The following is a 26,731-nucleotide window of genomic DNA, read 5'->3' as shown; positions in this document are numbered from 1 at the left end:
GTGAGTCTCCTCAGGCCAACAGTGTGTTGGTCACGAAGGCGTTGCCTCAGGACGTGGCGTTCTTAGCCTTCACAGCTGTAATAATTCGTTCATCACTTATCGCAATATGCATTTTGTAACCAAAGAAAGAAGAGTCCACTGTTTTGTATCCAACACGTGCATCCGGATCATTGGAGTAGCTAAGTTGTTCTGTAAAATCTTCTACAACTTCTTTGAGTACATTTAATTTTTCTTTCACAGCTGGAATCATCGCTAATTGTGGTTCTTTTTCTACTACTGAAATTACTTGTCGACAATAGTCCAATTCAACTTCTACTTCATCCGAAGTAGGCTTTAAAGAAAATTTTTCTTTCATAGACTCATCGATTTGATAGACAGCTTTTCGAACAATTTTGGATTTCTCTTGTAAAAATTCTTTCGGTGATTTTTGATTATAACGTGCTTTTGGATGTGTGGCATCCACGATAATCGATTTACTTTTAATAATTTCTTTTTCCAATGCAATCTCAACTGATTTCCCAATAAGCATATCGAATAAACCCTCATCTGGAAGACGGAGTTTACGGAATTTCGTTAATTAACTTGGGTCAATCATAGAATATTCAGGTGCCATATCAAGGAAATATTTAAACGACATATCGTTTTTTGGAGCGTTCCACGACATCGATATCTGAATGATCAAAGATGGATTTGAGTAATAATATTTGAACATACGAATCGGCGGCACTGCATTGCAACCGTTTTCGAGACAATATTTATGTTTTAATTCTTCGAGAACAAAAGAAAAGTCGACAAGTTTATTGATTTGACGAAGCATATTATCTTTTGGCACAACCATAGCGAAAATCGCCATATACGGACTAAAATGAAGGGTTTCTTGGTTTGAAATCACAAGGAGCACCACCTGCATTTATATTATTTTATTATACTTCAACAATACGACTTTTTAGATACAAGAATTTTTTTGATGTAGACATACACTAGTTGACTGTAGTGGAAGGCGGCGACTCCAGCCGGAATAGCATTGAACTGAAGACCCTGGACTGAGCGTAGCGAATGTCTTTGTATTTGCGACGAGTAATCGCAGGAGCGAGGGAAGCGGCTGAAGCCATGCCGGCGGAACGCGTCCGCCTGGAACGGAAGTCAACGGGTTCCATATAAAAAGCGAGTAAGTGAACAATATATCGTTCACTTACTCGCTTTGAATTTCTTTTGAGGACTTTTTCAGTGGCCTCCTTAAATATAGGACGTTTTTTATATGCAAACCAAAGATTACTAACCAAGAATATATCACTGGAAAAAATTCTCTTCCACTAGTAGAAACTTGCATTTCTAAAAAAGCAAATCACGACTTCTTATTAATCGAATTACGAGAGTCACATCAAAGAAATACCGTTTTAGCATGTTAGTCTCTATATACTAAAAACACCATGAGTACATAGTTCTTGGCACATCAATTTTATATACTTTTGTATGTTTTTAAAAAGACCTGATTCGCTCTGTAAGCGAATCAGGTTTTTTTAAAAGTGAAGAAGACAGAAATTAGGAGGAAATTGGTTCATTGCCACATTCATACGAAGAGTTTCCCCGTTCGAACAGAGAGTTGCTTCAATCGCATGAAAAGTTGGAGTAAGTCCATATAATTGTGTAAAAAGAAAAAGTGTCAATTTAAACAATCTTGTTTACAGTGGCTTCAACAAAAGAAAGCATATTGAAATCCTCTACTTTTGTATTTCCTTAAATAAAAAAACCAGACACGTTGAGTTAACAACGTTTCTGGCTTTTATTTTTGATTAATGTGTTTTACATGCATCGTACAGGCCTTTTTCTTTAATCACTTTGATTAAAGTTTCACCAATAACTGATGGAGTAGCTGCAACTTCCATTCCAGCAGCGTTCATAGCTTTGATTTTGTCAGCAGCTGTACCTTTACCACCAGAAATAATCGCACCGGCATGTCCCATACGTTTACCTTCAGGAGCTGTTTGACCACCAATAAATCCTACAACAGGTTTTGTCATGTTAGCTTTAATCCACTCAGCAGCTTCTTCTTCTGCTGTTCCGCCGATTTCACCAATCATAACTACTGCATACGTATCAGGATCTTCATTGAATGCCATTAATACATCGATGAAATTCGTTCCGTTAACTGGGTCTCCACCAATACCTACAGCTGTACTTTGTCCAATACCTTCTTCAGAAAGTTGGTGTACTGCTTCATAAGTAAGTGTTCCAGAACGTGAAACAACGCCTACATGACCTTTTTTGTGAATGTATCCTGGCATAATACCAATTTTACATTCGTCAGGTGTAATAACACCAGGGCAGTTTGGTCCGACTAAACGCGTTTTCTTGCCTTCCATATAGCGTTTTACTTTTACCATATCAAGTACAGGAATATGTTCAGTAATACAAATCGCCATATCTAAATCAGCATCAACTGCTTCAAGAATAGCATCTGCAGCGAATGGAGCTGGTACATAAATAACTGACACGTTAGCGCCAGTTGCTGCAACAGCTTGTTCTACTGTATTGAAAACGGGTACACCTTCAACTTCAGTACCGCCTTTACCTGGTGTAACACCAGCAACGATTTTCGTACCATACTCAAGCATTTGCTTTGTATGGAAAAGAGCAGTTGATCCAGTAATACCTTGTACAAGTACTTTTGTATCTTTATTAATATACACGCTCATCTTTTGTCCCTGCCTTTCTTAGCCTACAAGTTCAACAATTTGTTGCGCGCCATCAGCCATAGAGCCAGCCGCAATAATGTTTAAGCCAGATTCATTTAATAATTTCTTGCCAAGTTCAACGTTTGTTCCTTCTAAACGAACAACTAGAGGTACTTGTAACCCAACTTCTTTCGCAGCAGTGATTACGCCTTCAGCGATAACGTCACATTTCATAATTCCACCAAAGATGTTAACGAAAATACCTTTAACATTTTTATCTGAAAGGATAATTTTGAATGCCTCAGTTACTTTCTCAGCTGTTGCACCACCCCCAACGTCAAGGAAGTTAGCGGGTGATCCGCCGTAATAGCTAATCGTGTCCATTGTAGCCATAGCTAGTCCAGCTCCGTTTACCATACATCCGATGTTGCCTTCTAAAGAGATATAGCTTAGGTCATATTTAGATGCTTCAATTTCTTTAGCATCTTCTTCATCGTAGTCACGTAATTCTAAGATGTCCTTATGACGGTATAAAGCATTTGCATCGAAGTTAAACTTCGCATCAAGTGCCATAACTTCTCCGCCGCCAGTAACAACTAGTGGATTAATCTCAACGATTGCTGCATCTTTTTCAATAAATACTTGGTATAAACCAAGCATGAATTTAGCAGCTTTGTTTACTAATTTAGCTGGAATGTTCATATTGAAAGCCATACGACGTGCTTGGAATCCTGTTAATCCAACAACTGGATCAATTAGTTCTTTAAAGATTTTTTCAGGAGTTGACTCAGCAACTTCTTCAATATCTACTCCACCTTCTTCAGAACCCATTAGAGTTACACGAGAAGTTGAACTGTCAAGAACTAAACCTAAGTAGTACTCTTTCTTAATGTCGCATCCTTCTTCAATAAGTAGACGCTTAATTTCTTTGCCTTCAGGACCAGTCTGGTGAGTTACTAGGACTTTACCTAAAAGCTCTTTCGAGTACGCACGTACTTCTTCTAAGTTCTTCGCGATTTTAACACCGCCAGCTTTACCACGACCACCCGCATGGATTTGAGCTTTCACCACGACAATTTCTGTGCCAAGTTCTTTTGCAGCTTTTACTGCTTCTTCCGGAGAAAAAGCAACTGTACCAGTTGACACGGACACACCATATTGTCTGAGGAGTTGTTTACCTTGATATTCATGGATATTCATCTAAAGTCCTCCAATCAAACTTCTGTCAAGTAATTTACTACCTTAACCATTGTATTAAACCTATCACGCATTGTCCACATAAGACTATCAGTTTATAGTAAACAACAAATATTCGAAATTCTTATCGAATCATCGTTTTTATTGGTTCAAAGGTTTTTCTATGAATATTTGTTGCTCCATATTGTTTTAATGCATCTAAATGGTCAGATGTCCCGTATCCAGCATTTTTCGCAAAATTATATTCCGGATAGATTTTGTCGAATTCAATCATTATGTTATCACGTGTTGTTTTTGCTAATATCGACGCAGCAGCAATTGCTAAACTTTGTGTATCTCCTTTTATAATAGAATGTTGAGTAATCGGGAGTGGAAGTGTCATTGCATCCACTAATAGCACATCAGGTTCTATTGATAGACTTTTGACAGCTAGCGTCATTGAGGCTTTGGTCGCTTGGTATATATTATGTTCATCAATCTGTTCAACTGGTTGAATATGTATTGAATACGAGAGTGCGTGTTTCTTTATTATCTCTGCGTAATTATCTCTCTTTAAACGCGATAACTGTTTGGAATCATTAATTCCCATGAGTTCAATTGGATACTCTCCAAATATGACTGCTGCTGTTACGACTGGACCAGCAAGCGGCCCCCTCCCTGCCTCATCAATTCCTGCGACTAAGTCTAGTTTATATTGCTTAAAACTTATATCGTAATTAATTTTCTCTAAATGAGCTGATTGTAGATCTTTTTGTTGTTGCTGTTGTTTTTGCCAAGAAGCAATTAATTTTTTTACACCCTCCCGATTATCATGTATAAGGTTGTTGGTCCATTCATTCGGGTGAGAGACTTGTTTAAGCTGTAAAGCAATTGATTTTATTGTTTCCATGTATTTCACCTCTATTACATTTATAAGAACAGCGAATTTTCATTCTCGCACGTCTTCTATTGCGAGCCCGCCCATGTGAAGAGCCCCTTGTAGCAATCCCCCTGCGCATAAAGGGACGAAAGACGTATAAATCCATCTTTCAGCCCATAGCACGGCTCACAGACTATCCTATAGCTAAATAAGAGCTAGTCAAACCCTTATCACAGTTTATACTTTTATTTACCACAAAAAAACCTTTTTTACCCTTGAACAGGCAAAAAAGGTTTTTTTAAGAAGGCTCAACCATTTCTTCTACAATATCAAAAGTCAATTTCCCAAGATGTTGACCGCGGATATCACGTACAATAAGTTCTGCTACTTTATCATAATCAACTTCGCCACCGCCTGAAAAAACACGTCTTAGTTTTCCGATGTGGTCAAAGGTATCGACCAATTCTTCATCTATGCCAGTCAATTTATAGCGTTCCTCCATACGTTTTGGGTAGTTTTCCGCCAAAAATCGCAAGCCGTATACAGCCAAATCTTCCATATTAATAATCGTATCCTTAATTGCACCTGTTAAAGCTAATTTGTAGCCTACTGCTGGATCTTCAAACTTTGGCCATAAGATACCTGGTGTATCTAATAGGTCAAGTTCCTTCTCTACTTTAATCCATTGTTGAGCTTTAGTTATACCGGGAGTATTGCCTGTTTTCGCAAGATTTTTCTTGGCTAAACGATTGATTAATGTTGATTTCCCAACGTTTGGAATTCCAACAATCATAGCTCGTATTGCACGAGGTTTAATCCCACGAAGACGCATGCGTTCCCATTTTTCAAATAACAATTCTTTCGCAGCATTGGTTACCTGTTGAAGGCCTTTACCTTCAAATGAGTTAATAGCTACAGCACGATGACCACGCTCTTCAAAATAGTTTATCCATTTCCTCGTTTGGAAGTCATCTGCCATATCAGCTTTATTTAATATCAATAACCTTGTCTTTTGACCAATAACTTCATCAATCATTGGATTTCTTGAAGAAAGAGGCAATCTTGCATCAATCAATTCAAAAATAATATCAACTAATTTTAATTTTTCCGTTACTTCACGACGTGCTTTGGCCATATGACCTGGAAACCATTGAATGGTCATGTATTAATCTCCTCCTACGTTACTCGACAAGTCCTATTTCTTGTATTGGCCAAAAGATAACACTTGTGTACCCTATTATTTCTTCTGTTGAAATCACACCAATATGACGACTGTCTTTACTGTTCCTGCGATTATCTCCCATGACAAATACATACCCTTCAGGAATAATTGACACCTGAGCAGGTGTTTCTTCAAGAGTGAAATCTTCAGTTAATGTACCCTCTGATATTCCTTCTTTATACACATCTAAATAGTATTCAGGTTGTTCTTTCCCATTTATATATAACTGATCATTTTTATATGCAACATGATCACCTGGTAATCCAATAATACGTTTTATGTAATCTTTTTTCTCAGGCGCATGAAACACTACAATATCATAGCGGTCTGGCTCTCCTACTTGATAGCCAATTTTGTTTACAATCATACGATCTCCGTCTTCAAGAGTTGGCATCATCGATTGACCATCAACTATAATTGGTGTAAATAAAAAATAACGGATGAACCAGGCAAGGCCAAATGCAATTAGTAATGCTTTCGTCCATTCCCAAACCTCATTTTTCTTCTTTTGGGTTTCTTCCATATTCTTGCCTCCTAGGTTCAGTTATATTTATTGTACAAGTAATTGTAATGACAAGCAAAAAGAAAGAGAGCTTGATTTCCAAGCTCTCTTTCTGAATTGACTATTATCGAATTTCTTTAATACGAGCTGCTTTACCACGTAATTCACGTAAGTAGTACAATTTCGCACGACGTACTTTACCACGACGAAGAACTTCTAATTGAGCGATTTTTGGTGTGTGTACTGGGAATGTACGTTCAACACCTACACCATAGGAAATTTTACGCACAGTGAAAGTAGAACTTACTCCACCACCACGACGTTTAATTACAACGCCTTCATACATTTGGATACGTTCGCGAGTTCCCTCAACGACCTTAACGTGGACACGTACTGTGTCACCAGGACGGAAGTTTGGAAGATCCGTACGAAGTTGTTCTTTAGTAATCTCTGTAATAATATTTTGCATTTTTTTCTCTCCTTAGACAGATGTTCTTGCCAGCGACTGTGGCTGCAGCGGAACACCGTAGTTCGGTACTTCACATAGAAGTACAGAATAAATTATACCACTTTTTTCTTAAGTAAGCAAGACAGCATCAATTATATTTTTCTTTTTCCCATTGAACAATTAATTCTTTTTCAGCAGGGGTTAGTTCAGTATTCCCTAACAGGTCAGCACGCCTATTCCATGTGCGATATAAAGATTGTTCACGCCGCCATAAGTTGATTTTGGCATGATTGCCAGAAAGTAGAACATCAGGAACTTTCATTCCTCTAAACTCTGCAGGTCTAGTATAGTGTGGGTGTTCGAGTATACCAGTAGAAAAAGAGTCTTGCACGGGCGACTCACCATTACCTAGCACCCCGGGTAATAACCTTACAACACTATCGATGACAGTCATTGCACCAAGTTCTCCTCCTGTTAAAACAAAATCACCAATAGAGATTTCATCAGTAACCAAGTATTCTCGAACTCGTTCATCATACCCCTCATAGTGACCACATAGGAAAATCAACTCTTTTTCTTGGGCTAACTCTTCTGCTTTCGCTTGGGTAAATCGCTGACCTTGTGGACACATTAAAATTATTCGAGGTTTAGTAGTGGATACAGTTATTGCCTCTACAGCTTGAAATAAGGGCTCTGCTTTTAAAACCATACCTGCACCACCACCATAAGGATAATCATCAACCTGGTTGTGTTTATTACCCGAATACGCTCTAAAATCAGTTACTTCTATCGAAACAGCTTCTTTATCTTGTGCTTTTTTTAAAATGGAGGTCCCAAAGACACCTGTAAACATTTCTGGAAAAAGGGACAAGACATGAATGTTGATCATGACAATAAACCATCCAAAATTTCGATAGTGATTTTCTTTTCAGCAATGTCAATTTCTTTTACGACATCTTCAATATATGGAATATAATGATCTTTACCCTGTGCAGGTTTTACAGTCCAAACATCGTTTGCACCAGTTTGTAAAATATCAGTAATAACACCAATTTCTTGACCATCTTCTCCAAATACCGTACAACCAATAATTTCATGGAAGTAGTATTCATGTCCTTCTAGTTCAGACAATTGATTTTCAGATATTTTTAAAACTCCATCTCGCAGGTCTTGTACCATCTCGAGTGTTAAGTAACCTTCAAATGTCAAAAGATCAAAATTTTTATGTGTACGGTGGCTCGCTATAGTCAATACCGTAGGTGTCTTTATATCTTCTTTAAATAAATTAAGCTTGTTGCCAACTACATAACGCTCTTCAGGGAAATCCGTACTTGAAATAACACGGACCTCTCCTTTAATCCCATGTGTATTGACAATTTTACCCACATTATACCAATTCAATTAAATCACTCCTTTTAAGAAAAACACAAAGCGATATTCTAACTTGAAATCTTCAGACTCCTTGTAGAACAACCGCTTGTTGACTCTTGAAGCTAAACACTTTTGGTGAGCCTAAATTGAAGAACACGCAAGCTACCCTCGAAATTAAATATATCTTAGTAAGTTGAACTTCTTTTAAAAATTTATACTTTTCAAAGTACAAAAAAGGAAGGAACATGAGCTCCCTCCTTTTAATCTTAATTTGAAATATCTACATATGTCTTCTTTTTGTGGTGACTGCTTGCTGCTGAATAAACAATTGCACGAATCGCTTTCGCAACACGTCCCTGCTTACCAATTACTTTCCCCATATCTTCTGCATGTACAGATAACTTATAGACAACACGGTTTGCATTTTCGTCGAGTTCAACACGAACTTCATCCGGATAATCAACTAATGGTTTCACAATTGTTTCAATCAGCTGCTTCATTAATGCTGCCCCCGATTACTTACTGTTTTTTGCTGTATGGTATTTTTCCATAATGCCTTGTTGAGAGAACAAGTTACGTACTGTATCAGATGGTTTAGCACCATTTGATAACCATTTCAATGCTAATTCTTCATTGATTTTAATTTCAGCTGGTTTTGTTAGTGGGTTGTAAGTTCCAACTGTTTCGATTTGACGGCCGTCACGTGGAGCACGAGCGTCAGCAACAACAATACGATAGAAAGGAGATTTATTAGCTCCCATACGTTTTAAGCGAATTTTTACTGCCATTTTTAATTGCACCTCCGAATAGTTTCACACAAGATAGTATATTATCAAGAATTTATTTGTTTGTAAAGTATTTTTTCTTAACAGCATTAAATTTAATTTAAAAAATCATTTAAAAAGAGAGTCTAAGCCAGGCATTTTCATTTTTTTCTTGCCTTTTTGTTGTTGCATATTCGAAGACATTTGTTTCATCATTTTTTTCATGTCTTCAAATTGCTTTAATAAACGGTTTATATCTTGAATCGATGTACCCGACCCCTTAGCAATACGCTTTTTTCGACTTGAGTTAATAATACTAGGTGTCGTTTTCTCATGGGGGGTCATTGCATAAATAATGGCCTCCACGCGCACCATCTGTTTCTCATCGACTTTAGCGTTTTCTAATCCTTTAATTTTACCAGCACCAGGGAGCATTTTAATGATGTCCTCTAAAGGACCCATCTTTTTTACTTGGTTCATTTGTTCAATGAAATCGTCAAATGTAAAGCTCTGAGTTCTAAACTTTTCTTCAAGCTCTTTTGCTTTTTCTACATCAACATTTTCTTGTGCTTTTTCAATCAAGGACAACATGTCACCCATACCAAGTATACGGGACGCCATGCGCTCAGGGTGAAATGATTCAAGTGCATCCATTTTTTCGCCCATCCCGACAAATTTAATCGGTTTACCAGCAACTGAACGAATTGATAAAGCAGCACCACCACGAGTATCGCCATCAAGTTTTGTTAATATAACGCCGGTAATGCCCACTGTTTCATTGAAACTTTGCGCAACATTAACAGCATCTTGACCTGTCATCGCGTCAACAACTAAAAATACTTCATCTGGTTGTTTGATTGAAGTAATATCTTTCAATTCTTGCATGAGTTTTTCATCGATATGTAAACGTCCGGCTGTATCGATAATAATCACATCATTGTGGTCTTCTTTTGCTTTTTCAAGTGCTTGTCTAACAATTTCAACTGGTGATACATCTATACCCATAGAAAAAACCGGTAAAGATAATTGCTTGCCGATAGTTTCTAGTTGCTGAATAGCTGCTGGTCGATAAATATCAGCAGCTACTAATAAAGGATTACGATTGTATTTCTTACGTATAATATTCGCAAGTTTACCAGTGGTTGTTGTTTTACCAGCACCTTGTAAACCAACCATCATAATAATAGTTGGTGGTTTGCTAGCAAATTGAATTGAACTTTGTTCGCCACCCATTAATTGAGTTAGTTCGTCTTTTACAATTTTGATGACTTGTTGACCTGGTGTTAAACTCTTCATAACATCAACGCCAACCGCACGTTCACTTACTTTTTTAACAAATTCTTTGACAACTTTCAAGTTAACGTCCGCTTCGATTAAAGCAAAACGAACTTCTTTCATCATTTCTTTGACGTCTGCTTCAGAAACTTTACCTTTACCTTTAATGCGTTGGATTGTTCCTTGCAGCCGCTCGGCTAACCCTTCAAATGCCATGTATGCAGCCTCCTAATCCGATTCTTTTAGCTGAGCTATCAACTCAAATGCTTCCTCTGTATTAACAGATTCCGCTAGAATTACTTGTTGCAATTTATCCATGACAACTTGGCGTTGTTGAAATTTTTCTAATAGGCGTAGTTTATTTTCGTACTCTTCTAGCATTGCTTCAGTACGTCGGATATTATCATAGACTGCTTGTCTAGAAATTTCATATTCACCTGCAATTTCACCAAGTGAGTGATCATCTAGATAATAGAGATGCATATAACTTCGTTGCTTATCCGTCAGTAAAGACTGATAAAAATCATACAAGAAATTCATGCGAGTTGTCTTTTCAAGTAAGATCATGATTTCTCCCCCTACTGCTTTCTATATTATCATATAGCCCTGCACTTAATGCGTCAAGTGTTTTTACTTGTCTAGTTTTTAAAATCATTACCTTCTTCTTGTTCTAATCCCTCTGCAAATAAGCCGTATACATATTTTTCAGTATCAAAAGGTTGTAGATCATCCATTTGCTCACCGAGTCCAACAAACTTAACAGGGATATGCAATTTGTTGCGAATGGCCAATACAATTCCACCTTTTGCAGTACCGTCTAACTTGGTTAAGACTATGCCTGTTACGTTTGTGGCTTCTTTAAAAGCTTGAGCTTGAATCATGGCATTTTGACCTGTTGTCGCATCAAGTGCTAGTAAAACTTCATGTGGTGCACCTGGTACTTCTCGTTCGAGTACTTTATGAATTTTTTGTAATTCTTTCATCAAATTCACTTTATTTTGCAAGCGACCAGCAGTATCACAAATTAACACATTGACCCCTCGGCTTTTTGCAGAACGAACTGCATCATACATGACCGCGGCAGGATCTGACCCTTCAGATTGTTTAATCACTTCAACACCGACACGATCTCCCCATACTTGCAATTGTTCAATTGCGCCTGCTCTGAAAGTATCACCAGCTGCTAACATTACAGTTTTTCCTTGTTGTTTTAAACGATGTGCTAATTTACCGATGGACGTTGTTTTTCCTACTCCATTAACACCCACGAATAAAATAACTGTTAATCCATTATCTTGAATTAGAAGTTCGTTTAATTCCTCTTCGCCAGTTTCATAGATTTCAACTAACTTTTCAGAAATCACTGATTGAATACCTGCGGTGTCTTTCATATTTTTACGTTGTACTTCAAAACGTAATGAATCCATCAATTCCATAACAGTTTCGACACCTACATCTGCCTGAAGCAATAAATCTTCTAACTCTTCAAAAAAGTCTTCATCAACTTTACGATATTTGGCAACTAGATCATTTACTTTTGAAGTAAATTGGGTACGTGTTTTTGATAGTCCATCTTTGAATTTTTTGGAAACAGTTTCGGATTCACTCGTACCAGTTAATTTTTCTTTCATTTTTTTCAAGAAACTCAAGCATTTCCACTCCCTTGTGTGACAAGTGTTGGTTTTTTATCCTCTTGCATTTTAACAGATACCAATTTTGAAATTCCCGATTCCTGCATCGTAATTCCATATAAAACATCTGCACCTTCCATTGTTCCCTTACGGTGTGTGATAACAATAAATTGTGTATCATGACTAAATTTTTTCAAGTATTGGCTATAGCGAACGACGTTTGTTTCATCCAGAGATGCTTCAACTTCATCCAGTATGCAAAATGGTACAGGGCGAGTGTTCAGAATAGCAAATAATAATGCAATTGCTGTCAATGCTCGTTCTCCTCCTGAAAGCAAATTCAAATGTTGTTGTTTTTTCCCTGGAGGCTGTGCAATAATATCAATCCCAGTCTCAAGCATATCTGAAGAATTCGTTAATACTAAATCAGCTTGTCCTCCACCAAACAATTCTCTGAAGACACGACCAAAATGATCACGTATGGCATAGAAAGTCTCACTGAAACGCATTGTCATCTCTTGATCCATTTCTTTAATAGCTTCATGCAAAGTAGATTTTGCATCCAATAAGTCTTGACTTTGTTCCGTTAAGAAAGCATGACGTTCAGAAACTCGATCAAATTCTTCTATTGAGGCTATATTAACAGGGCCTAATTCCTCAATTGACCGTTTAAGCAGTTTCACTTTTTTACGAGCTATCTCTTCCTTGAATATATCCATATTTGGAATTTCTAAGTCCTCGATAGTTAGGTGGTAATTATCTTCTAGTTGCATTTGCAAAGTAGATTGTTCAACATCCAAACGACTTATCTTAATTTCTACAGCGCGTAAGCCATCCAATTGTTGTTTAAGCAAATGTTGGTTTTTCTTTAATTGGAGCTCCACATGTTGTAGTTGTATATGGATTTGCGAACGCTTCTCTTTGCCTTCCTCAATAACTTGGATTAATGAGTGTTTCTTTTTCATCCAATCTGCTAGTTGCAGTTCTATTTCATCAGGTGTCGGGCCCATTTGGTTGTCACCAGATGTATACCACAACATTTCTTTCTCTGCGTTATCAAGCTTGAGGGTGACTTTTTGTTGTTTCTCTTGCAACTCGGCTATAGTTTGCTCTGAAACTTTTTGTTGTTCTGTTAATACAGCCTGTTTTAAGCGTAGTTCAGCCATTTGTTCGGTTAATGCGTCACGTTCACTCAAGTTTTTTGACTTAAGGTTTGTTAACACAATAATTGTTTCATTAATTTTATCTAATTCTTGTTTTAATTCGAGTAATCTTTCTTGTGCTTGTTTCTTTTTATCTATTGCTTGTTCGTGTTGACTTAATACGTCTTTGGTTTCCGAGTTAGTAATATAAACCCTTTCATTAAGACGTTTAAATGTAGTTTCAAGTTCACGTGAATTTGAACTAAGTTCTAATTCATGAGCTCTACTCTCTTCACCATTAGATTTCAAATTTTCAAGACGGTCAGCTTGACTGTCAATTATTTTTTTCAAATTGGTCACTTGATTTTCAGCTACTTGAATCGATTGATCCATCTCTAGTAATTTCACTGAAAGCTCATCTAATTCAGCTTTTCTAGAAAATACTGATGATTGTTGTTTAGTGAAACCACCAGTTAATGAACCGCCAGCGTTTACAATATCCCCATCTAATGTCACCACACGGTAACGGTATTGAATAGATTTGGCAATCTCAGAAGCTCCTTGTATATCTTTAACGACAATTACATTACCAAGCAAATTCTCTACAATTGATTTAGAAGCTTGATCAAAAGTAACAACTTCGTCTGCCGTTTGAATAAACGAAGGATGGCTCTTAATGCTATACAGTGTCTCAGATTGTATTTTACGAGATTTCATAACCGTTTTCGGTAAAAAAGTTGCTCGACCAGACCTTTTATTTTTTAAAAAGGCGATTGCTTTTCTAGCATCTTGATCTGTTTCAGTTGCTATGTGTTGCATCGCTCCACCAAGAGCTGTTTCGAGTGCTTTAGCATATCCAGGCTTCACTTGTATAAGTTCGGCGACGGCGCCTGTAATTCCCTTTAGGTGACCATTTTGACGGGCAACTAATACTTCTTTAACACCTTGGAAAAACCCCGAGAAGTCTGCCTCAAGAGCTTCTAACGATTCTTTTCTAGCTTTTAATTGCTGTTGATGTTGGTACGCTTGATACAACATGGCTTGTTTTGATTCTAAGGTCTCTTTTTCTTTAGAGAAAGTTTGTTGAAGTTCTTTATAGTGAGTTAATATCTCGTCTATTTGACTACGTATGTCAGATAACTGTTGCTCTACTTGTTTCTTTTGTTCTTTAGTTATCGCTAATTCAGCTTTGATTTTTGCGTTTTCGTTAGTCATTTTACCTTTGAACTCATGTTGCTGAAGGAGCTGTTGTTCTAAATGTTTTAACTCATTTTTGACAGTCGCTTCTTCATTTAATAAATCGATATAGTTAGATTTTGAGTTCTCTATTTCTTCTTCAATTTCAGAACTCGATTGTTTTAGCATATAGCCTAACTTTTTGACTTCACTTTGAACATTTCTTAATTCAATGCTCGTCTTCGTTTTCTCTAGATGCTTTTGCTCTATATCAGTAGTTAACTGGAATTTTTCTTGTTGTAATTCAATAGTAGTTGATCTAAGTTTGTCTAGTTGTTGGTCCATATTGTGGCGTTTTTCTGCCATCAGTTGTTTACGACCATCCCAACGTTCAAGTTCTGAACTAGCTTCAACTAAGGATTCTTGAGAGTCATCAATTAATTTATCTTGATTGATTAATTGTGTTCGTACTGATTGCAACTCATGGTCTTTTTTCTCAATAACATCTTCAAGTTCCTTTTGCTGATGTTCATAATTCTCAACTTCTAGTTTTAAATCACCTAATCGCTTTTCAACACTATTTAAGTCGTATGCAATTAATCCCAGATCTATTTCTTTTAATTCTTCAGACATACGTAAATAATCCGAAGCTGAAGACGCTTGCATTTGAAGCGGCTCCATCCGTTCATCTAATTCATGTAGAATATCCAATACTCTGTGAAGATTATCATCTGTTTCAAAAAGTTTGTGTTCAGCTTTCTTTTTCCTCAGCTTGTATTTAAGAACACCGGCTGCCTCTTCAAAGATTGCTCGACGATCTTCAGGACGGCTGTTTAAAATTTCATCAACTCGACCTTGGGAAATGATGGAAAATGCTTCTTTACCTAATCCGGAATCCATAAATAAATCGGTAATATCTTTTAATCGACACGTTTGCTTATTTAATAAATATTCGCTGTCTCCTGAACGAAACACGCGTCTCGTGACACTGACTTCATTGTAATCTAACGGTAAGCGTTGATCTGAGTTATCTAGTATGAGTGTAACTTCCGCAAAATTTAACGGCTTTCTTGACTCACTACCTGCAAAAATCACATCTTCCATTTTAGCTCCACGAAGTGATTTTGCAGATTGCTCCCCAAGAACCCACCGTATGGCATCTGTTACATTACTTTTCCCACTACCGTTAGGTCCAACCACCGCGGTAACTCCTGGTACAAAATCAATGCCAATTCGATCCGCAAACGATTTAAATCCAATAACTTCAAGTCGTTTTAGGAACAAAATTAGCCCTCCTGTCTGTTTACAGCTTGGCTTTGTAGCAGAATGATAGCTACTTGAGCGGCCTTTTGTTCAGCTTCTTTTTTAGATTTTCCTTTTCCTACACCTAACTCGTTGTTTTCGAGTCGAACATTTGAAACAAATGTCCTATTATGAGCGGGACCTTGTTCTTCGACAATTTCGTAGCTTAACACCCCATTGTTCATTTGTTGAACAATTTCTTGTAATTGACTCTTATAATCCATCACATGAGAAAAAGCACCGATTTCCACTTTTGGAAAGACAACTTGCTCTAAAAACGTTACAACAGGTTGTAAGCCTTGGTCTAAGTATAGCGCTCCAACAAAAGACTCAAATACATCTGCTAGAAGTGCAGGGCGCTCCCGTCCACCTGTTACCTCTTCTCCTTTACCTAAAAGGACATATTTCCCAAAGTTTAGTTCATGAGCAAATAAAACGAGTGACGGTTCACATACGATTGTCGCACGTAGTTTTGTCAATTCGCCTTCGCTCATGGAAGCAAACTTTTGAAATAAATATTGAGAGACAGACAGTTCAAGGACAGCGTCACCTAAAAATTCAAGTCGCTCATTGTCTGTATAAAGTTTCCGTCGATGCTCATTCACATAGGATGAATGGGTAAATGATTGATATAGAAGTTCTGGATTATTAAATTTAACTCCTAATTCTTGTTGTAATATTGTAAATGATTGTTTCACTGTTTCAGAAAATGTTCCTTTATTTTGAGGAAAGCCTCTACGTTTATCAGTCATCTATATAATCTGCCTTCCATTAGTTTCTACGGTCTAGTTTACCTGTTTGTCTTCTTTTGTGCAAAAAGAAATAGAGACGTAGAAGGCCATTCAAGAAGAATGGCTACCACGTCTCGCAATGGAATAATTGCTTATCCTTGTTTGCTTTCAATAAAAGTAACTGCACTTCCTACAGTACTAATTTGTTCAGCATCTTCATCTGAAATTTCCATATCGAACTCATCTTCTAATTCCATAACAAGTTCTACTACATCAAGAGAGTCAGCACCTAAATCATCACGGAAAGAAGCTTCCATTTTCACTTCACTCTCATCTACACCTAATCGATCTACGATTACTTTTGTTACGCGTTCTACTACTGTTGCCACTAAAGTCACCTCCCCTCAATGATTATACTAGAAAAACACAGTTTGCACCGAAAAAAGTGCTAGCTGTTGTCTTTTCTTGTACTGATATCCTAAAATATATACTTTTTTCAGTACAAAAAACAAGTCTAATTTTTTAGAGAAAAGTTACATTACCATTCCACCATCTATATGAAGTGTTTGACCAGTAATATAGTTCGAGTCTTCAGATGCAAAAAATAGTACTGCTTTTGCAACATCTTGTGGACTACCCAGTTTCGCTAAAGGTATTTGTATTAGCATCTGCGCTTTCACATCATCAGATAACTTTTCTGTCATCTCGGTTGTGATAAATCCTGGTGCTATTGCATTTACATTAATGTTGCGACTCGCTAATTCTTTTGCAGTTGTCTTTGTTAGACCAATGACACCTGCTTTTGCAGCTACATAGTTAGCTTGACCAGCATTCCCAGATACTCCAACGATTGATGAAATATTAATAATTCGTCCTGATCGTTGTTTCATCATTTGGCGTGTGACAGCTTTTGTGCACAGAAATACCCCTTTTAAGTTGGTGTTGATAACATCGTCCCATTCATTTTCTTTCATACGCATTAATAGATTATCACGTGTAATCCCAGCATTATTAACTAAAATATCAATGCTTCCGAAACGGCTTATTGTTTCAGAAACCATGGCTGATACGCTATCTGCGTCACTAACACTAGCTTGAATAGCAAATGCTTCGCCACCATTTTCAATGATTTCGTTTACAACTTCCATTGCTCTCGCTTCGCTCCCGCTATAGTTCACTGCAATTCGAGCACCTTCTTTAGCTAGGTACTTTGCAATCTCAGCACCAATCCCACGTGAAGCTCCAGTAACGATTGCTGTTTTACCGTTTAATTTCCCCATTATTTCCACTCCTTCGATGCTTCAATCACTTGCTCGATTGACTCTAAATCGTATGCTGCATAAATCACTGCAGAACGGTCAATTTTCTTCACTAATCCACTCAGAACTTTACCAGGCCCACATTCTATAAATGTGTCAACTCCTAAATCCAGTAATGTACGAATGGATTGTTCGAATTGAACTGGTGAATAAAGTTGTTGAACAAGTAAATCCTTCATTGCTTCAGCTTTTGTAACAGGACTTGCTGTAACATTAGAAATTACAGGAATATCTGTATCCTGCATTTCTAATTGATTTAACGCTTGTTGTAAATGGGACGTTGCTGGTCTCATTAGTTCTGAATGGAATGGTCCACTTACAACCAGGGGGATGGCCCGTTTAGCTCCAGCTTCTTTTGCAAGTACAGAAGCTTTTTCCACACCTTCTTTTGTTCCGGAGATCACGATTTGACCTGGACAATTCAAGTTTGCTAATTGGACAACATCACCTTCAGCAGTAACTTGATCCGTTAATTCTTTTAATACATCTGCCTGCATCCCAAGAATAGCCGCCATGGCTCCTTTTCCTGCAGGTACTACTTCATTCATATATAACCCCCGCTTATGAACAATTTTAACGCCGTCTTCAAAGGACATAACTCCTGATGCAACAAGAGCTGAATACTCTCCTAAACTATGACCAATTGTATAATCAGGTTTCAAACCAGCGGCTTGGAGAATTTCAGAAACCATTGTACTAGTTGTTAATAGTGCAGGTTGAGCATTGTATGTATATGTTAATTCTTGTGCAGGACCCTCTAACATTAATTTTGAAAGGGCATAACCTAATTGCTCGTCTGCTTTATCATAAAATGTTTTATTTCCTGGATTTGACTTTACAAGTTCTTCTCCCATCCCAACACTTTGAGAACCTTGTCCTGGAAAAATAAATACGATTTTTGTCATTGTGTTTTACCTCCTGTAATAGTTGAATGGATTGTTCCGCATACATCATATTCAACCATTGTACGTGCTTGGCGTATGGCGTTCATCACTGCATTTGCATTTGAAGAACCGTGTGCTTTGATTACGGGTGCTTTAAGACCAAATAAAGCTGCACCACCATACTCGGTATAATCCATTTTGTTTTTCAGCCCACGTAAATCATCTTTTACTAGATAGGCAGATAGTTTTGACTTGGTTGATGAACTATAGACTTCCTTTAACATACTAAAGAAACTAGAAGCGGTTCCTTCAATCGTTTTTAATACTATATTGCCAGTAAATCCGTCTGTTACCACCACATCAGCTACACCTAAAAGCAAATCACGAGATTCTACATTCCCTACAAAATTGATAGGAGCTTGTTTTAAAAGATTAAATGTCGCCTTCGTCAACTCATTGCCTTTCGTTTCTTCAGTTCCAATGTTAAGTAAGCCAACACGAGGCGATTCAATCCCACGGACTTTTGCTGCATAAATACTCCCCATAATGCCAAACTGCAATAAATGGTCAGCTTTAGCATCAGAATTTGCACCTAAGTCTAGCATTACAAAACCTTGTCCATCAATAGTTGGTAAGGTAGGAGCAAGGGCAGGTCTATCAATCCCTTCAATACGACCAACGATAAAGAGCCCTGCAGCCATAAGAGCCCCTGTGTTACCGGCTGATACACATGCATCTGCTTCTCCACTTTTCACAGCTTCAGCCATACGTACCATTGAGGAATCTTTTTTTCGACGAATTGCTCTCACTGGTTCATCTTCCGCCTCTATTTTTTCTTCTGTATGAATAACTGTTAACCTGTCATGTTTTTTTAGAAATGGTTTTACTAGTTCTTCATTTCCATATAAAAGTATATGTATATCATCAAATTGTTCTAATGCTTTAAAAACACCTTCTACTATTTCTTTAGGAGCATGGTCGCCCCCCATTGCATCTACTGCAATCTTCATTTAAAATCACCATCACTTGTCTCATTTGTTTGATACATTTCAAATTGTCCTTTAAACACAATGTTATTTTCAACTGTTGAAGTGACCTCAACAAATGTGCGTTTTTTTTCATGATCTTTTCGAATAACGATTGCTTTCGCAACGACTCGTTCACCAAGTTTTACTGGTTTCACAAAAGATAAATTTGATTTTACTGTTAATGCCAATTCTTCATTAATGACCGCAACCGCTAAGGAGTTAGCTTGTGCAAATAAATGATGGCCCCGCGCAATTTGATGTCGTTTAAATATATGTTCTGATTTTACGTCAAATATTGAAATAGCTCGTTCGTCTAGTTCAATATCAACCATTTCACCAATAACTTCATTTAAAGCAAGAGATCGAACTTCGTCTTTAAATGATTTTGTGGCTGCATGTTTAATACGTTCACGTAGCTCAGGTATTGATAATTCTAGACGATCTAATCTAATTGTTTGAACACTGACCGTAAACTGTTTTGAAAGTTCATCGTCAGTGATAAATAGATTGTTTTTTATTGTATCTATTAATAGTTGCTGACGTTCTTTTTTTGTTTGTTTCATAAGTTCACCGTCCGATATTAGCACTTGGTACTAATATCAGTATATAAATACAAGAAAAAGAATGCAAGGATTGTCTCTAATTTCATGGACAACAATAAGCATAAAAACAACAGCTTTTTGAAATTCAGATGAAGGATCCACTTTGTGACACACCAGATTGACTAACCTTAAAGGAATACGAGGCTGTGAATTTCCGTTACAACACACTTTCCATACAATAACCAACAAGGAAAAGGGATCGCATCACATCTACTTTCAAGAGCCATAAGTAAAAACATCAAAACAGGCGAAGAAAAACAACTCGTTTTCCTTCACCTGTTTTATTTTTAGGGACTTAAAAGACAGCCCTGTATAATCCGCTTCGTGCGAACATCGACTATTTTTAAAATCTAAACAGTATCGCATTTTCTAATCAATACGATCCCCATCTAATACTCCGGATTGCTCCAAGTTGGTCCGTAAACACTTGGTCTCATCACTCATCCAAAATTCATCAGATGCAAGATGTTTTTCAGCATCCTGTCTTGCAGTTTCTAACGCTCTGTAATCATGAACCAAGTCAGCCATTTTAAATTCAGGTACACCACTTTGTTTTCGACCAAAAAAGTCTCCTGGACCTCGAAGTTCTAAATCTTTCTCGGCTAATTTAAAACCATCATTCGTTTCTGTCATCGACTTCATACGTTCTTTACCATCTTCTGATTTGGGGTCAGCTAATAAAACACAGTAAGACTGTTCAGAACCACGTCCTACTCGTCCTCGAAGTTGGTGAAGTTGAGCAAGTCCAAAACGCTCTGCATCGTAAATAATCATAAATGTGGCATTAGGCACATTCACACCAACTTCTACTACTGTTGTAGAAACTAGCACTTGAATCTTCCCATCACTAAAAGCCCGCATTACTTCATCTTTTTCACTTGAATGTAATCTACCATGCATAAGGCCAATCTTATACTGATTATGAAAGATGGAAGATAATTGATTATACACATCGACCGTATTTTGAACATCCAGCTTGTCAGATTCTTCGATGAGTGGGCAAATAACATAAGCTTGTCTTCCATTTTGCAATTCCGAAGCCATGCGTTTAATGGTTTGATCAAACAGTTCCTTTTTGACCCAGTGTGTTTCAATTTCCTTTCGTCCAGCAGGCATTTCGTCAATAGTTGATACATCCATTTCTCCAAAAGCCGTAATGGCAAGAGTACGCGGAATAGGCGTAGCAGTCATAAACAACACATCTGGATTCATTCCTTTGTCCCGTAAGACACGCCTTTGTTCAACACCAAATCGATGTTGTTCATCCGTTATGACGAGACCTAATTTAAGGAATTCTACGTCTGGTTGAATCAATGCATGTGTACCAACCAATAAATCTACTTCTCCATTTTGAAGTTGTTCATGTAATATTTTACGAACTTTTGGTTTTGTAGACCCTGTTAATAATGCGATACGGACACCAACTGGTGATAACCATTCATTTAAAGAAACAACATGTTGTTCTGCCAATATTTCAGTAGGTGCCATCAGTACACCTTGAAAACCTGCTGTAATCACTGCGTACAAAGCGATAGCAGCTACTACTGTTTTACCTGATCCTACATCACCTTGGATTAACCGGTTCATACGGTGAGGTTCTTTTAAATCTTTACAAATTTCATTGACTACTCGTTTTTGAGCAGCTGTTAACTCATAAGGTAAGGTCGCAATTAATTCCTTAATTTTTTGAATATCATAAGAAATTGAAATTCCCTGGGTTTGTTCTTTACGGATTTTTTTTAACGCTTGCATTTTCAATTGAAATATTAGTAACTCTTCATAAACAAAACGTCTACGTGCTTGTTTTACATGTTCAGCATTTTTGGGGAAATGAATCCCTTCAAGTGCTTCTAGTACCGGTAAAAGCTTGTAGATTTCTCTTACATCAAGTGGCAGACATTCTTCTATGTCTAATCCAACTTCTTGTAGTGCTTTTTGCATAAATTTCCGGAATTTTTTTTGCTGTAAAGAACCTTTTAAACTATACATGGGTTCGTAATCAACATGGTCAGTTTTTGGTCCAAGAAAATAATGGGATCCACTAATTGCTTGACGACCACGATCCCACTTGCCGGTAATTGTTACGATTTCACCTGGTATTATTTTATTCTTTAAGTATCCTTGGTTAAAAAAGAATACTTTTATTAAATGTGGACCAACTAAGAGACGAAATTGTAACCGGGATTTATTTCTTCCTAAGAATTGAATGGTGGGTTCACTTTCAACCCTACCCTCTACTGTAATCCGCTCATTATGTGGTGTTTCTGCAATGTTCTTCAATCTAAAATCTTCATGACGATAAGGGAAAGTCATGACTAAGTCTTGTAAAGTGAGAATCCCCATATCAGCTAGTGTTTTTTCTGTTTCTCCGCCAATTCCTTTTAAACTACTTACAGATTGAAGTAATTTATTAGACACCTTTTACAAAATCAGCACCAAAAATTCTCTCGGCAAGTGCTCTTCCTGTTGGAGTTGCTGCTAAACCGCCTTGCCCAGTTTCTCTTAAACTAGACGGCATTGTTTGACCAATTTTGTACATAGCATCAATAACTTCATCACATGGAATACGGCTAGTCACACCTGCAAGTGCCATATCAGCTGAAACTAATGCATTAGCAGCTCCCATAGCATTACGTTTAACACATGGCACTTCTACTAATCCTGCAACTGGGTCACATACTAATCCAAGCATGTTCTTCATTGAAATGGCAAAAGCCTCAGAACATTGCTGTGGTGTCCCCCCAGACATTTCGACAATAGCAGCAGCAGCCATAGCAGCAGCTGAACCAACTTCTGCTTGACACCCGCCTGCAGCACCGGAGATAGACGCATTGTTTGCTACAACGAATCCAAACGCTCCTGCAGTAAATAAATAACGGATCATTTCTTCACGAGTAGGATTTAGTTTGTTTTGAACCGCAAATAAAGTACCTGGCACTACACCCGCAGAACCTGCAGTTGGTGTTGCACAAATTGTTCCCATTGCTGCATTTACTTCATTCGTAGCAACTGCTTTACTCACAGCATCAATTAGTAATGCCCCAGAAAGTGTGTTGCCTTTTTTCATATAGTTGTGCAGGAGAACCGCGTCTCCACCTGTTAAACCTGAAGTCGATTGAACGCCCTTTAGACCTTTTTCCACTGCTTCTTCCATAACAGTTAAATTCCTATCCATTTGTTTCATAATATCTTCGCGACTTCTTCTAGTTACTAACATTTCTTGCTCTATCATTAACTCAGAAATTAATTTATTTTCACTTGTCGCCAATGCAACTAATTCTTTTACGTTACGAAATAAGAACTTCATTTATAACCCTCCTAATCTGAGATTTTAGTTACCTGATTAATATAAGGCAACAATGCAATTTGTTTTAACACGTAATCTTCAATGGGTTCATCGACTTCAATTACCATCAATGCCATTTTCCCCTGCTCTTTACGAGATACTTCCATATGCCCAATGTTAATATTTTGTTCCGCTAAACAAGTTGCTACCTTCGCAATGCTTCCTGACTTATCTTCATGGACAACTAAAATCGCAGAATGATTTCCTGATAATCGTAGAGGAAAACCATTTAGTTCACTAATTTCAATTTTACCTCCACCTATTGAAATACCGATAAGTTCCATTTCCCCTGACTCATCACCTATAACAAGACGTGCTGTATTTGGATGTTCAGTATGGCCAGTCTCTGGAATAAACTCAAATGACAAGTTTGCATCTTTGGCGAGTTCAAACGACGTTTTAATACGTTCATCAAATGTATCAAAACCTAGTAAACCACCAATTATTGCAATGTCAGTGCCATGACCTTTGTATGTCTCAGCAAAAGAACCGTATAAATAGATTTTCGCCCATTTGGGTTGCCTACCGAATAATTCACGTGTAACAAGACCAATTCTTGCTGCACCAGCAGTGTGGGAAGAAGATGGTCCAATCATTATCGGACCAATGATATCAAAAACTGATTTAAACTTCATTTAGAGGACTCCTTTATATTGAAATTTCACCTGAGGTTCACTATATCTAAAATGACAACGTTGTAGTTCACAAAGTGAGCGAATCCTAGAAAAAACAGTGAACCATATGATTCACTGTTTTAAATTCTTATTCTACTGAAATAATATAAGGGTACAGTGGTTGTTTTCCATTGTATACTTCTACTTCTGCATTCGAGTAATGTTGTTCTGCAAATGCAGCTAATTCATAGGCATCTGCCTTAGTCGTATCTTCCCCATATATAATTGTAATAATTTCTGAATCTTCATCAATCAAGTCATGGATTAATGATTGTGAAACTTCTTGCAATGAAGATGTTGAAAGAATTATCTTACCTTGAGAGATGGCCATGTAGTCATCTTTTTGAATTGCAACTCCATCAATTGTTGTATCACGTACAGCAAAAGTAACTTGTCCTGTTTTCACATGAGCATATGCTTCAGTCATATTTGCTTGATTAACTTCAACTGAATCATCAGGATTAAATGATAAAATTGCAGCCAACCCTTCAGGTACTGATTTTGTTGGTACAACAGCAGCTTCAATTCCAATCACTTCGGCTGCTTGTTGAGCTGCCATAATAATATTTTTATTGTTTGGCAAGATAAGTACTTTTTCAGCGCCAATAGATTCAATCGCTTTGACGATATCTTCTGTCGATGGATTCATCGTCTGACCGCCTTCTATAACTGCGCTTGCTCCTACGCTTTTAAGAAGTTCTGAAATTCCTTCACCCATCGCAACCGTTACAATAGCATAAGGGTGTTTCTTGACAGTCGCTTTTGTAGAATCGGCTTTCTTATAATCGTCTCCAACAATTTCGGAATGTTGTTGACGCATATTGTCAATTTTTATTTTAATTAGATCTCCGAACTTTTGTCCGTAATCTAAACAATTTCCTGGTTGTTCAGAGTGAATATGTACCTTTGCAATTTCGTCATCAGAAATAACAAGTAGTGAATCACCAAACTGACTTAATCCTTCACGGAAAGCATGTTCATTAAAAGGATTTACCGCAACTTTTTCTGGCATAAACTTCACCATAAACTCTGTACAATAGCCGAACTCGATATCTGCAGTATCCATATACCCTTGAACCTTTTTATGGTGTTCTGCGCTTACCAAATCATCCATTGAATAAGATGACATTTTTTCTGGTAGCTTTTCACCTTTCATGGCAGCAATAAAACCTTCGTAAACGTATACGAGACCTTGTCCACCAGAATCCACAACCCCTACCTCTTTTAAGACAGGTAATAAATCCGGTGTTCTCTCTAGTGATGCTTTTGCTTCTTTCAATAATTCTTCCATTACCACTATTATATTATCTTCATGTTCTGAGACTTCTACCGCTTTTTTCGCTGAATCTTTTGCAACTGTTAAAATGGTACCTTCAACCGGTTTCATGACTGCTTTATACGCCATATCTACACCATGTTGGAAAGCATGAGCAAATTCTTTTGCAGATAGCGTTGATTTCGTTTCAACATCTTTCCCAAATCCACGGAAAAGTTGAGATAAAATAACCCCAGAGTTCCCACGAGCTCCCATTAATAAACCTTTTGAAAGTGCTTGAGCTGTTTTTCCAATATGAGCAACTGCATGTACTTCTGTTTCTTTTGAGCCAGAAGACATTGATAAGTTCATGTTCGTTCCCGTGTCACCATCGGGAACAGGAAAGACATTTAGAGCATCCACATAATCTGCATTCTGAAATAAGTGATGGGCACCCATTTTCACCATTTCTGCAAATTGTATTCCGTCTAAAGACTTCATATCCTACTTCCTCCTCTTATGGGTTCGTCACACGAACCCCTTGAACGTAAATATTTACTGAGTTTACTGCAAGTCCTAATGTCTTATTTAAAGTGTATTTCACTTTTGATTGAATTTGATAAGCTACTTCTGAAACTTTTGTACCGTAACTGACGATGATATACATGTCTATGTGAAGGTCTTCGTTATTTTGGCGTACTAATACACCTTTTGCAAAGTTTTCTTTACGTAAAATATCAGTTAAACCGTCTCGGATTTGATGTTTAGTCGCCATTCCGACAATTCCATAACATTCAATTGCTGCTCCCCCTGCTATCTGGGCCACGACATCATTTGAAATATCAATTTGTCCAAATTCATTTTTCAATTCAATTGACATACAGAATACCTCCTTATTAATCCTTTTTGACTTCAATAATTGTACTACACAATGTGCGGTATTAAAAGAAAACGTTAACATTCTGCTACTTTCGTCTGTAAAGGTTTTATTCTTACACAAAGACCAAATTTTTATTGCTAACAAAACAACTATATGTTAAAATATTTAAGTATGTGAAATATCGAACTGAAAAAAACTTTCAGCTTCTTTTTTGAGGAGGAAATATAATGCCAAAAGTATGTGTAATCTCAGGGCGTAAGTCCCGTGCTGGTAATGCTCGATCTCACGCAATGAACAAAACAAAACGCACTTGGGGAGCTAACTTACAAAAAGTTCGTATTCTTGTAAACGGTAGCCCTAAACGTGTATGGGTTTCTACGAGAGCATTGAAATCTGGAAAAGTTGAGCGCGTTTAATCCTCGCGTCCAAAAAAAAATGCCAAACTGAC

Annotated in this window: 26 protein-coding genes and 1 pseudogene; 1 reads left to right on the top strand and 26 read right to left on the bottom strand. The window is 37.3% G+C overall.

Features of this window, described 5'->3' with window-relative positions:
- Positions 1–73: 73 nt before the first annotated feature.
- The 26 genes and pseudogenes from B371_RS23150 to B371_RS0119670 all read right to left on the bottom strand — a co-directional run.
- A pseudogene (locus B371_RS23150) lies at positions 74–892 on the bottom strand (transposase); the annotation flags it as partial.
- A 901-nt stretch (positions 893–1,793) separates the two neighbouring features.
- Complete coding sequence (gene sucD / locus B371_RS0119800) at positions 1,794–2,696, bottom strand: succinate--CoA ligase subunit alpha (RefSeq protein ID WP_019416069.1); 903 nt, start codon at positions 2,694–2,696, stop codon at positions 1,794–1,796.
- An 18-nt stretch (positions 2,697–2,714) separates the two neighbouring features.
- Positions 2,715–3,875, bottom strand: a complete 1,161-nt coding sequence (gene sucC, locus B371_RS0119795; RefSeq protein WP_019416068.1) for an ADP-forming succinate--CoA ligase subunit beta — start codon at positions 3,873–3,875, stop codon at positions 2,715–2,717.
- Positions 3,876–3,996: 121 nt separating this feature from the next.
- On the bottom strand, positions 3,997–4,761 hold the full coding sequence (locus B371_RS0119790) for a ribonuclease HII (RefSeq protein ID WP_019416067.1): 765 nt from the start codon (positions 4,759–4,761) through the stop codon (positions 3,997–3,999).
- 268 nt (positions 4,762–5,029) lie between these two features.
- Positions 5,030–5,893 carry a ribosome biogenesis GTPase YlqF gene (gene ylqF / locus B371_RS0119785; protein WP_019416066.1) on the bottom strand — a complete coding sequence of 288 codons (864 nt, stop codon included), beginning with the start codon at positions 5,891–5,893 and terminating at the stop codon, positions 5,030–5,032.
- 19 nt (positions 5,894–5,912) lie between these two features.
- On the bottom strand, positions 5,913–6,476 hold the full coding sequence (gene lepB / locus B371_RS0119780; RefSeq protein WP_019416065.1) for a signal peptidase I: 564 nt from the start codon (positions 6,474–6,476) through the stop codon (positions 5,913–5,915).
- Between the two features lie 103 nt (positions 6,477–6,579).
- Positions 6,580–6,924: a 50S ribosomal protein L19 gene (rplS, locus tag B371_RS0119775; protein ID WP_019416064.1), complete on the bottom strand. Its 345-nt coding sequence runs from the start codon at positions 6,922–6,924 to the stop codon at positions 6,580–6,582.
- A 127-nt stretch (positions 6,925–7,051) separates the two neighbouring features.
- The gene (gene trmD / locus B371_RS0119770; RefSeq protein WP_019416063.1) at positions 7,052–7,792 is read right to left on the bottom strand and encodes a tRNA (guanosine(37)-N1)-methyltransferase TrmD; all 741 of its coding nucleotides are present in this window, start codon (positions 7,790–7,792) and stop codon (positions 7,052–7,054) included.
- Complete coding sequence (gene rimM, locus B371_RS0119765) at positions 7,789–8,304, bottom strand: ribosome maturation factor RimM (protein ID WP_019416062.1); 516 nt, start codon at positions 8,302–8,304, stop codon at positions 7,789–7,791. The genes trmD and rimM overlap by 4 nt, the downstream gene beginning before the upstream one ends.
- A gap of 236 nt (positions 8,305–8,540) precedes the next feature.
- On the bottom strand, positions 8,541–8,774 hold the full coding sequence (locus tag B371_RS0119755) for a KH domain-containing protein (protein ID WP_019416060.1): 234 nt from the start codon (positions 8,772–8,774) through the stop codon (positions 8,541–8,543).
- A 15-nt stretch (positions 8,775–8,789) separates the two neighbouring features.
- Entirely contained in the window at positions 8,790–9,062 is a 273-nt protein-coding gene (gene rpsP / locus B371_RS0119750) for a 30S ribosomal protein S16 (RefSeq protein WP_019416059.1), read from the bottom strand.
- 105 nt (positions 9,063–9,167) lie between these two features.
- A complete protein-coding gene (gene ffh, locus B371_RS0119745) occupies positions 9,168–10,529 on the bottom strand; it encodes a signal recognition particle protein (protein ID WP_019416058.1) in 1,362 nt (453 codons plus the stop codon).
- A 12-nt stretch (positions 10,530–10,541) separates the two neighbouring features.
- A complete protein-coding gene (locus tag B371_RS0119740) occupies positions 10,542–10,877 on the bottom strand; it encodes a putative DNA-binding protein (protein ID WP_026023146.1) in 336 nt (111 codons plus the stop codon).
- A 74-nt stretch (positions 10,878–10,951) separates the two neighbouring features.
- Positions 10,952–11,962, bottom strand: coding sequence for a signal recognition particle-docking protein FtsY (ftsY, locus tag B371_RS0119730; RefSeq protein WP_019416055.1), 1,011 nt, complete (start codon positions 11,960–11,962; stop codon positions 10,952–10,954).
- Positions 11,959–15,546: a chromosome segregation protein SMC gene (gene smc / locus B371_RS0119725; RefSeq protein ID WP_019416054.1), complete on the bottom strand. Its 3,588-nt coding sequence runs from the start codon at positions 15,544–15,546 to the stop codon at positions 11,959–11,961. Before smc ends, ftsY begins: the two co-directional genes overlap by 4 nt.
- A 2-nt stretch (positions 15,547–15,548) precedes the next feature.
- A complete protein-coding gene (gene rnc / locus B371_RS0119720; protein WP_019416053.1) occupies positions 15,549–16,316 on the bottom strand; it encodes a ribonuclease III in 768 nt (255 codons plus the stop codon).
- Between the two features lie 131 nt (positions 16,317–16,447).
- Complete coding sequence (acpP, locus tag B371_RS0119715; RefSeq protein ID WP_019416052.1) at positions 16,448–16,684, bottom strand: acyl carrier protein; 237 nt, start codon at positions 16,682–16,684, stop codon at positions 16,448–16,450.
- A 144-nt stretch (positions 16,685–16,828) separates the two neighbouring features.
- Positions 16,829–17,575, bottom strand: a complete 747-nt coding sequence (gene fabG, locus B371_RS0119710) for a 3-oxoacyl-[acyl-carrier-protein] reductase (protein ID WP_019416051.1) — start codon at positions 17,573–17,575, stop codon at positions 16,829–16,831.
- Positions 17,575–18,519 (bottom strand): ACP S-malonyltransferase, encoded by a 945-nt coding sequence (gene fabD, locus B371_RS0119705; RefSeq protein ID WP_019416050.1) that lies wholly within the window; start codon positions 18,517–18,519, stop codon positions 17,575–17,577. Before fabD ends, fabG begins: the two co-directional genes overlap by 1 nt.
- Positions 18,516–19,508: a phosphate acyltransferase PlsX gene (plsX, locus tag B371_RS0119700; RefSeq protein WP_019416049.1), complete on the bottom strand. Its 993-nt coding sequence runs from the start codon at positions 19,506–19,508 to the stop codon at positions 18,516–18,518. The genes fabD and plsX overlap by 4 nt, the downstream gene beginning before the upstream one ends.
- Entirely contained in the window at positions 19,505–20,089 is a 585-nt protein-coding gene (fapR, locus tag B371_RS0119695) for a transcription factor FapR (RefSeq protein WP_019416048.1), read from the bottom strand. Before fapR ends, plsX begins: the two co-directional genes overlap by 4 nt.
- Before the next feature lie 408 nt (positions 20,090–20,497).
- On the bottom strand, positions 20,498–22,546 hold the full coding sequence (gene recG / locus B371_RS0119690; protein WP_019416047.1) for an ATP-dependent DNA helicase RecG: 2,049 nt from the start codon (positions 22,544–22,546) through the stop codon (positions 20,498–20,500).
- Positions 22,539–23,435 carry an L-serine ammonia-lyase, iron-sulfur-dependent, subunit alpha gene (gene sdaAA, locus B371_RS0119685; protein ID WP_019416046.1) on the bottom strand — a complete coding sequence of 299 codons (897 nt, stop codon included), beginning with the start codon at positions 23,433–23,435 and terminating at the stop codon, positions 22,539–22,541. Before sdaAA ends, recG begins: the two co-directional genes overlap by 8 nt.
- An 11-nt stretch (positions 23,436–23,446) precedes the next feature.
- On the bottom strand, positions 23,447–24,109 hold the full coding sequence (gene sdaAB, locus B371_RS0119680) for an L-serine ammonia-lyase, iron-sulfur-dependent subunit beta (protein ID WP_019416045.1): 663 nt from the start codon (positions 24,107–24,109) through the stop codon (positions 23,447–23,449).
- 127 nt (positions 24,110–24,236) lie between these two features.
- Positions 24,237–25,904, bottom strand: a complete 1,668-nt coding sequence (locus tag B371_RS0119675) for a DAK2 domain-containing protein (RefSeq protein ID WP_019416044.1) — start codon at positions 25,902–25,904, stop codon at positions 24,237–24,239.
- Between the two features lie 16 nt (positions 25,905–25,920).
- Positions 25,921–26,283, bottom strand: coding sequence for an Asp23/Gls24 family envelope stress response protein (locus tag B371_RS0119670; protein ID WP_019416043.1), 363 nt, complete (start codon positions 26,281–26,283; stop codon positions 25,921–25,923).
- 227 nt (positions 26,284–26,510) lie between these two features.
- Between B371_RS0119670 and rpmB the strand changes: the two genes are divergently transcribed.
- Complete coding sequence (gene rpmB / locus B371_RS0119665) at positions 26,511–26,699, top strand: 50S ribosomal protein L28 (RefSeq protein ID WP_019416042.1); 189 nt, start codon at positions 26,511–26,513, stop codon at positions 26,697–26,699.
- The last annotated feature ends 32 nt before the right edge of the window (positions 26,700–26,731 follow it).

It is taken from the genome of Paenisporosarcina sp. TG20 (assembly GCF_000286315.1).
Taxonomy (GTDB): Bacteria; Bacillota; Bacilli; order Bacillales_A; family Planococcaceae; genus Paenisporosarcina.
This window is presented reverse-complemented; position numbering and strand designations above follow the sequence as displayed.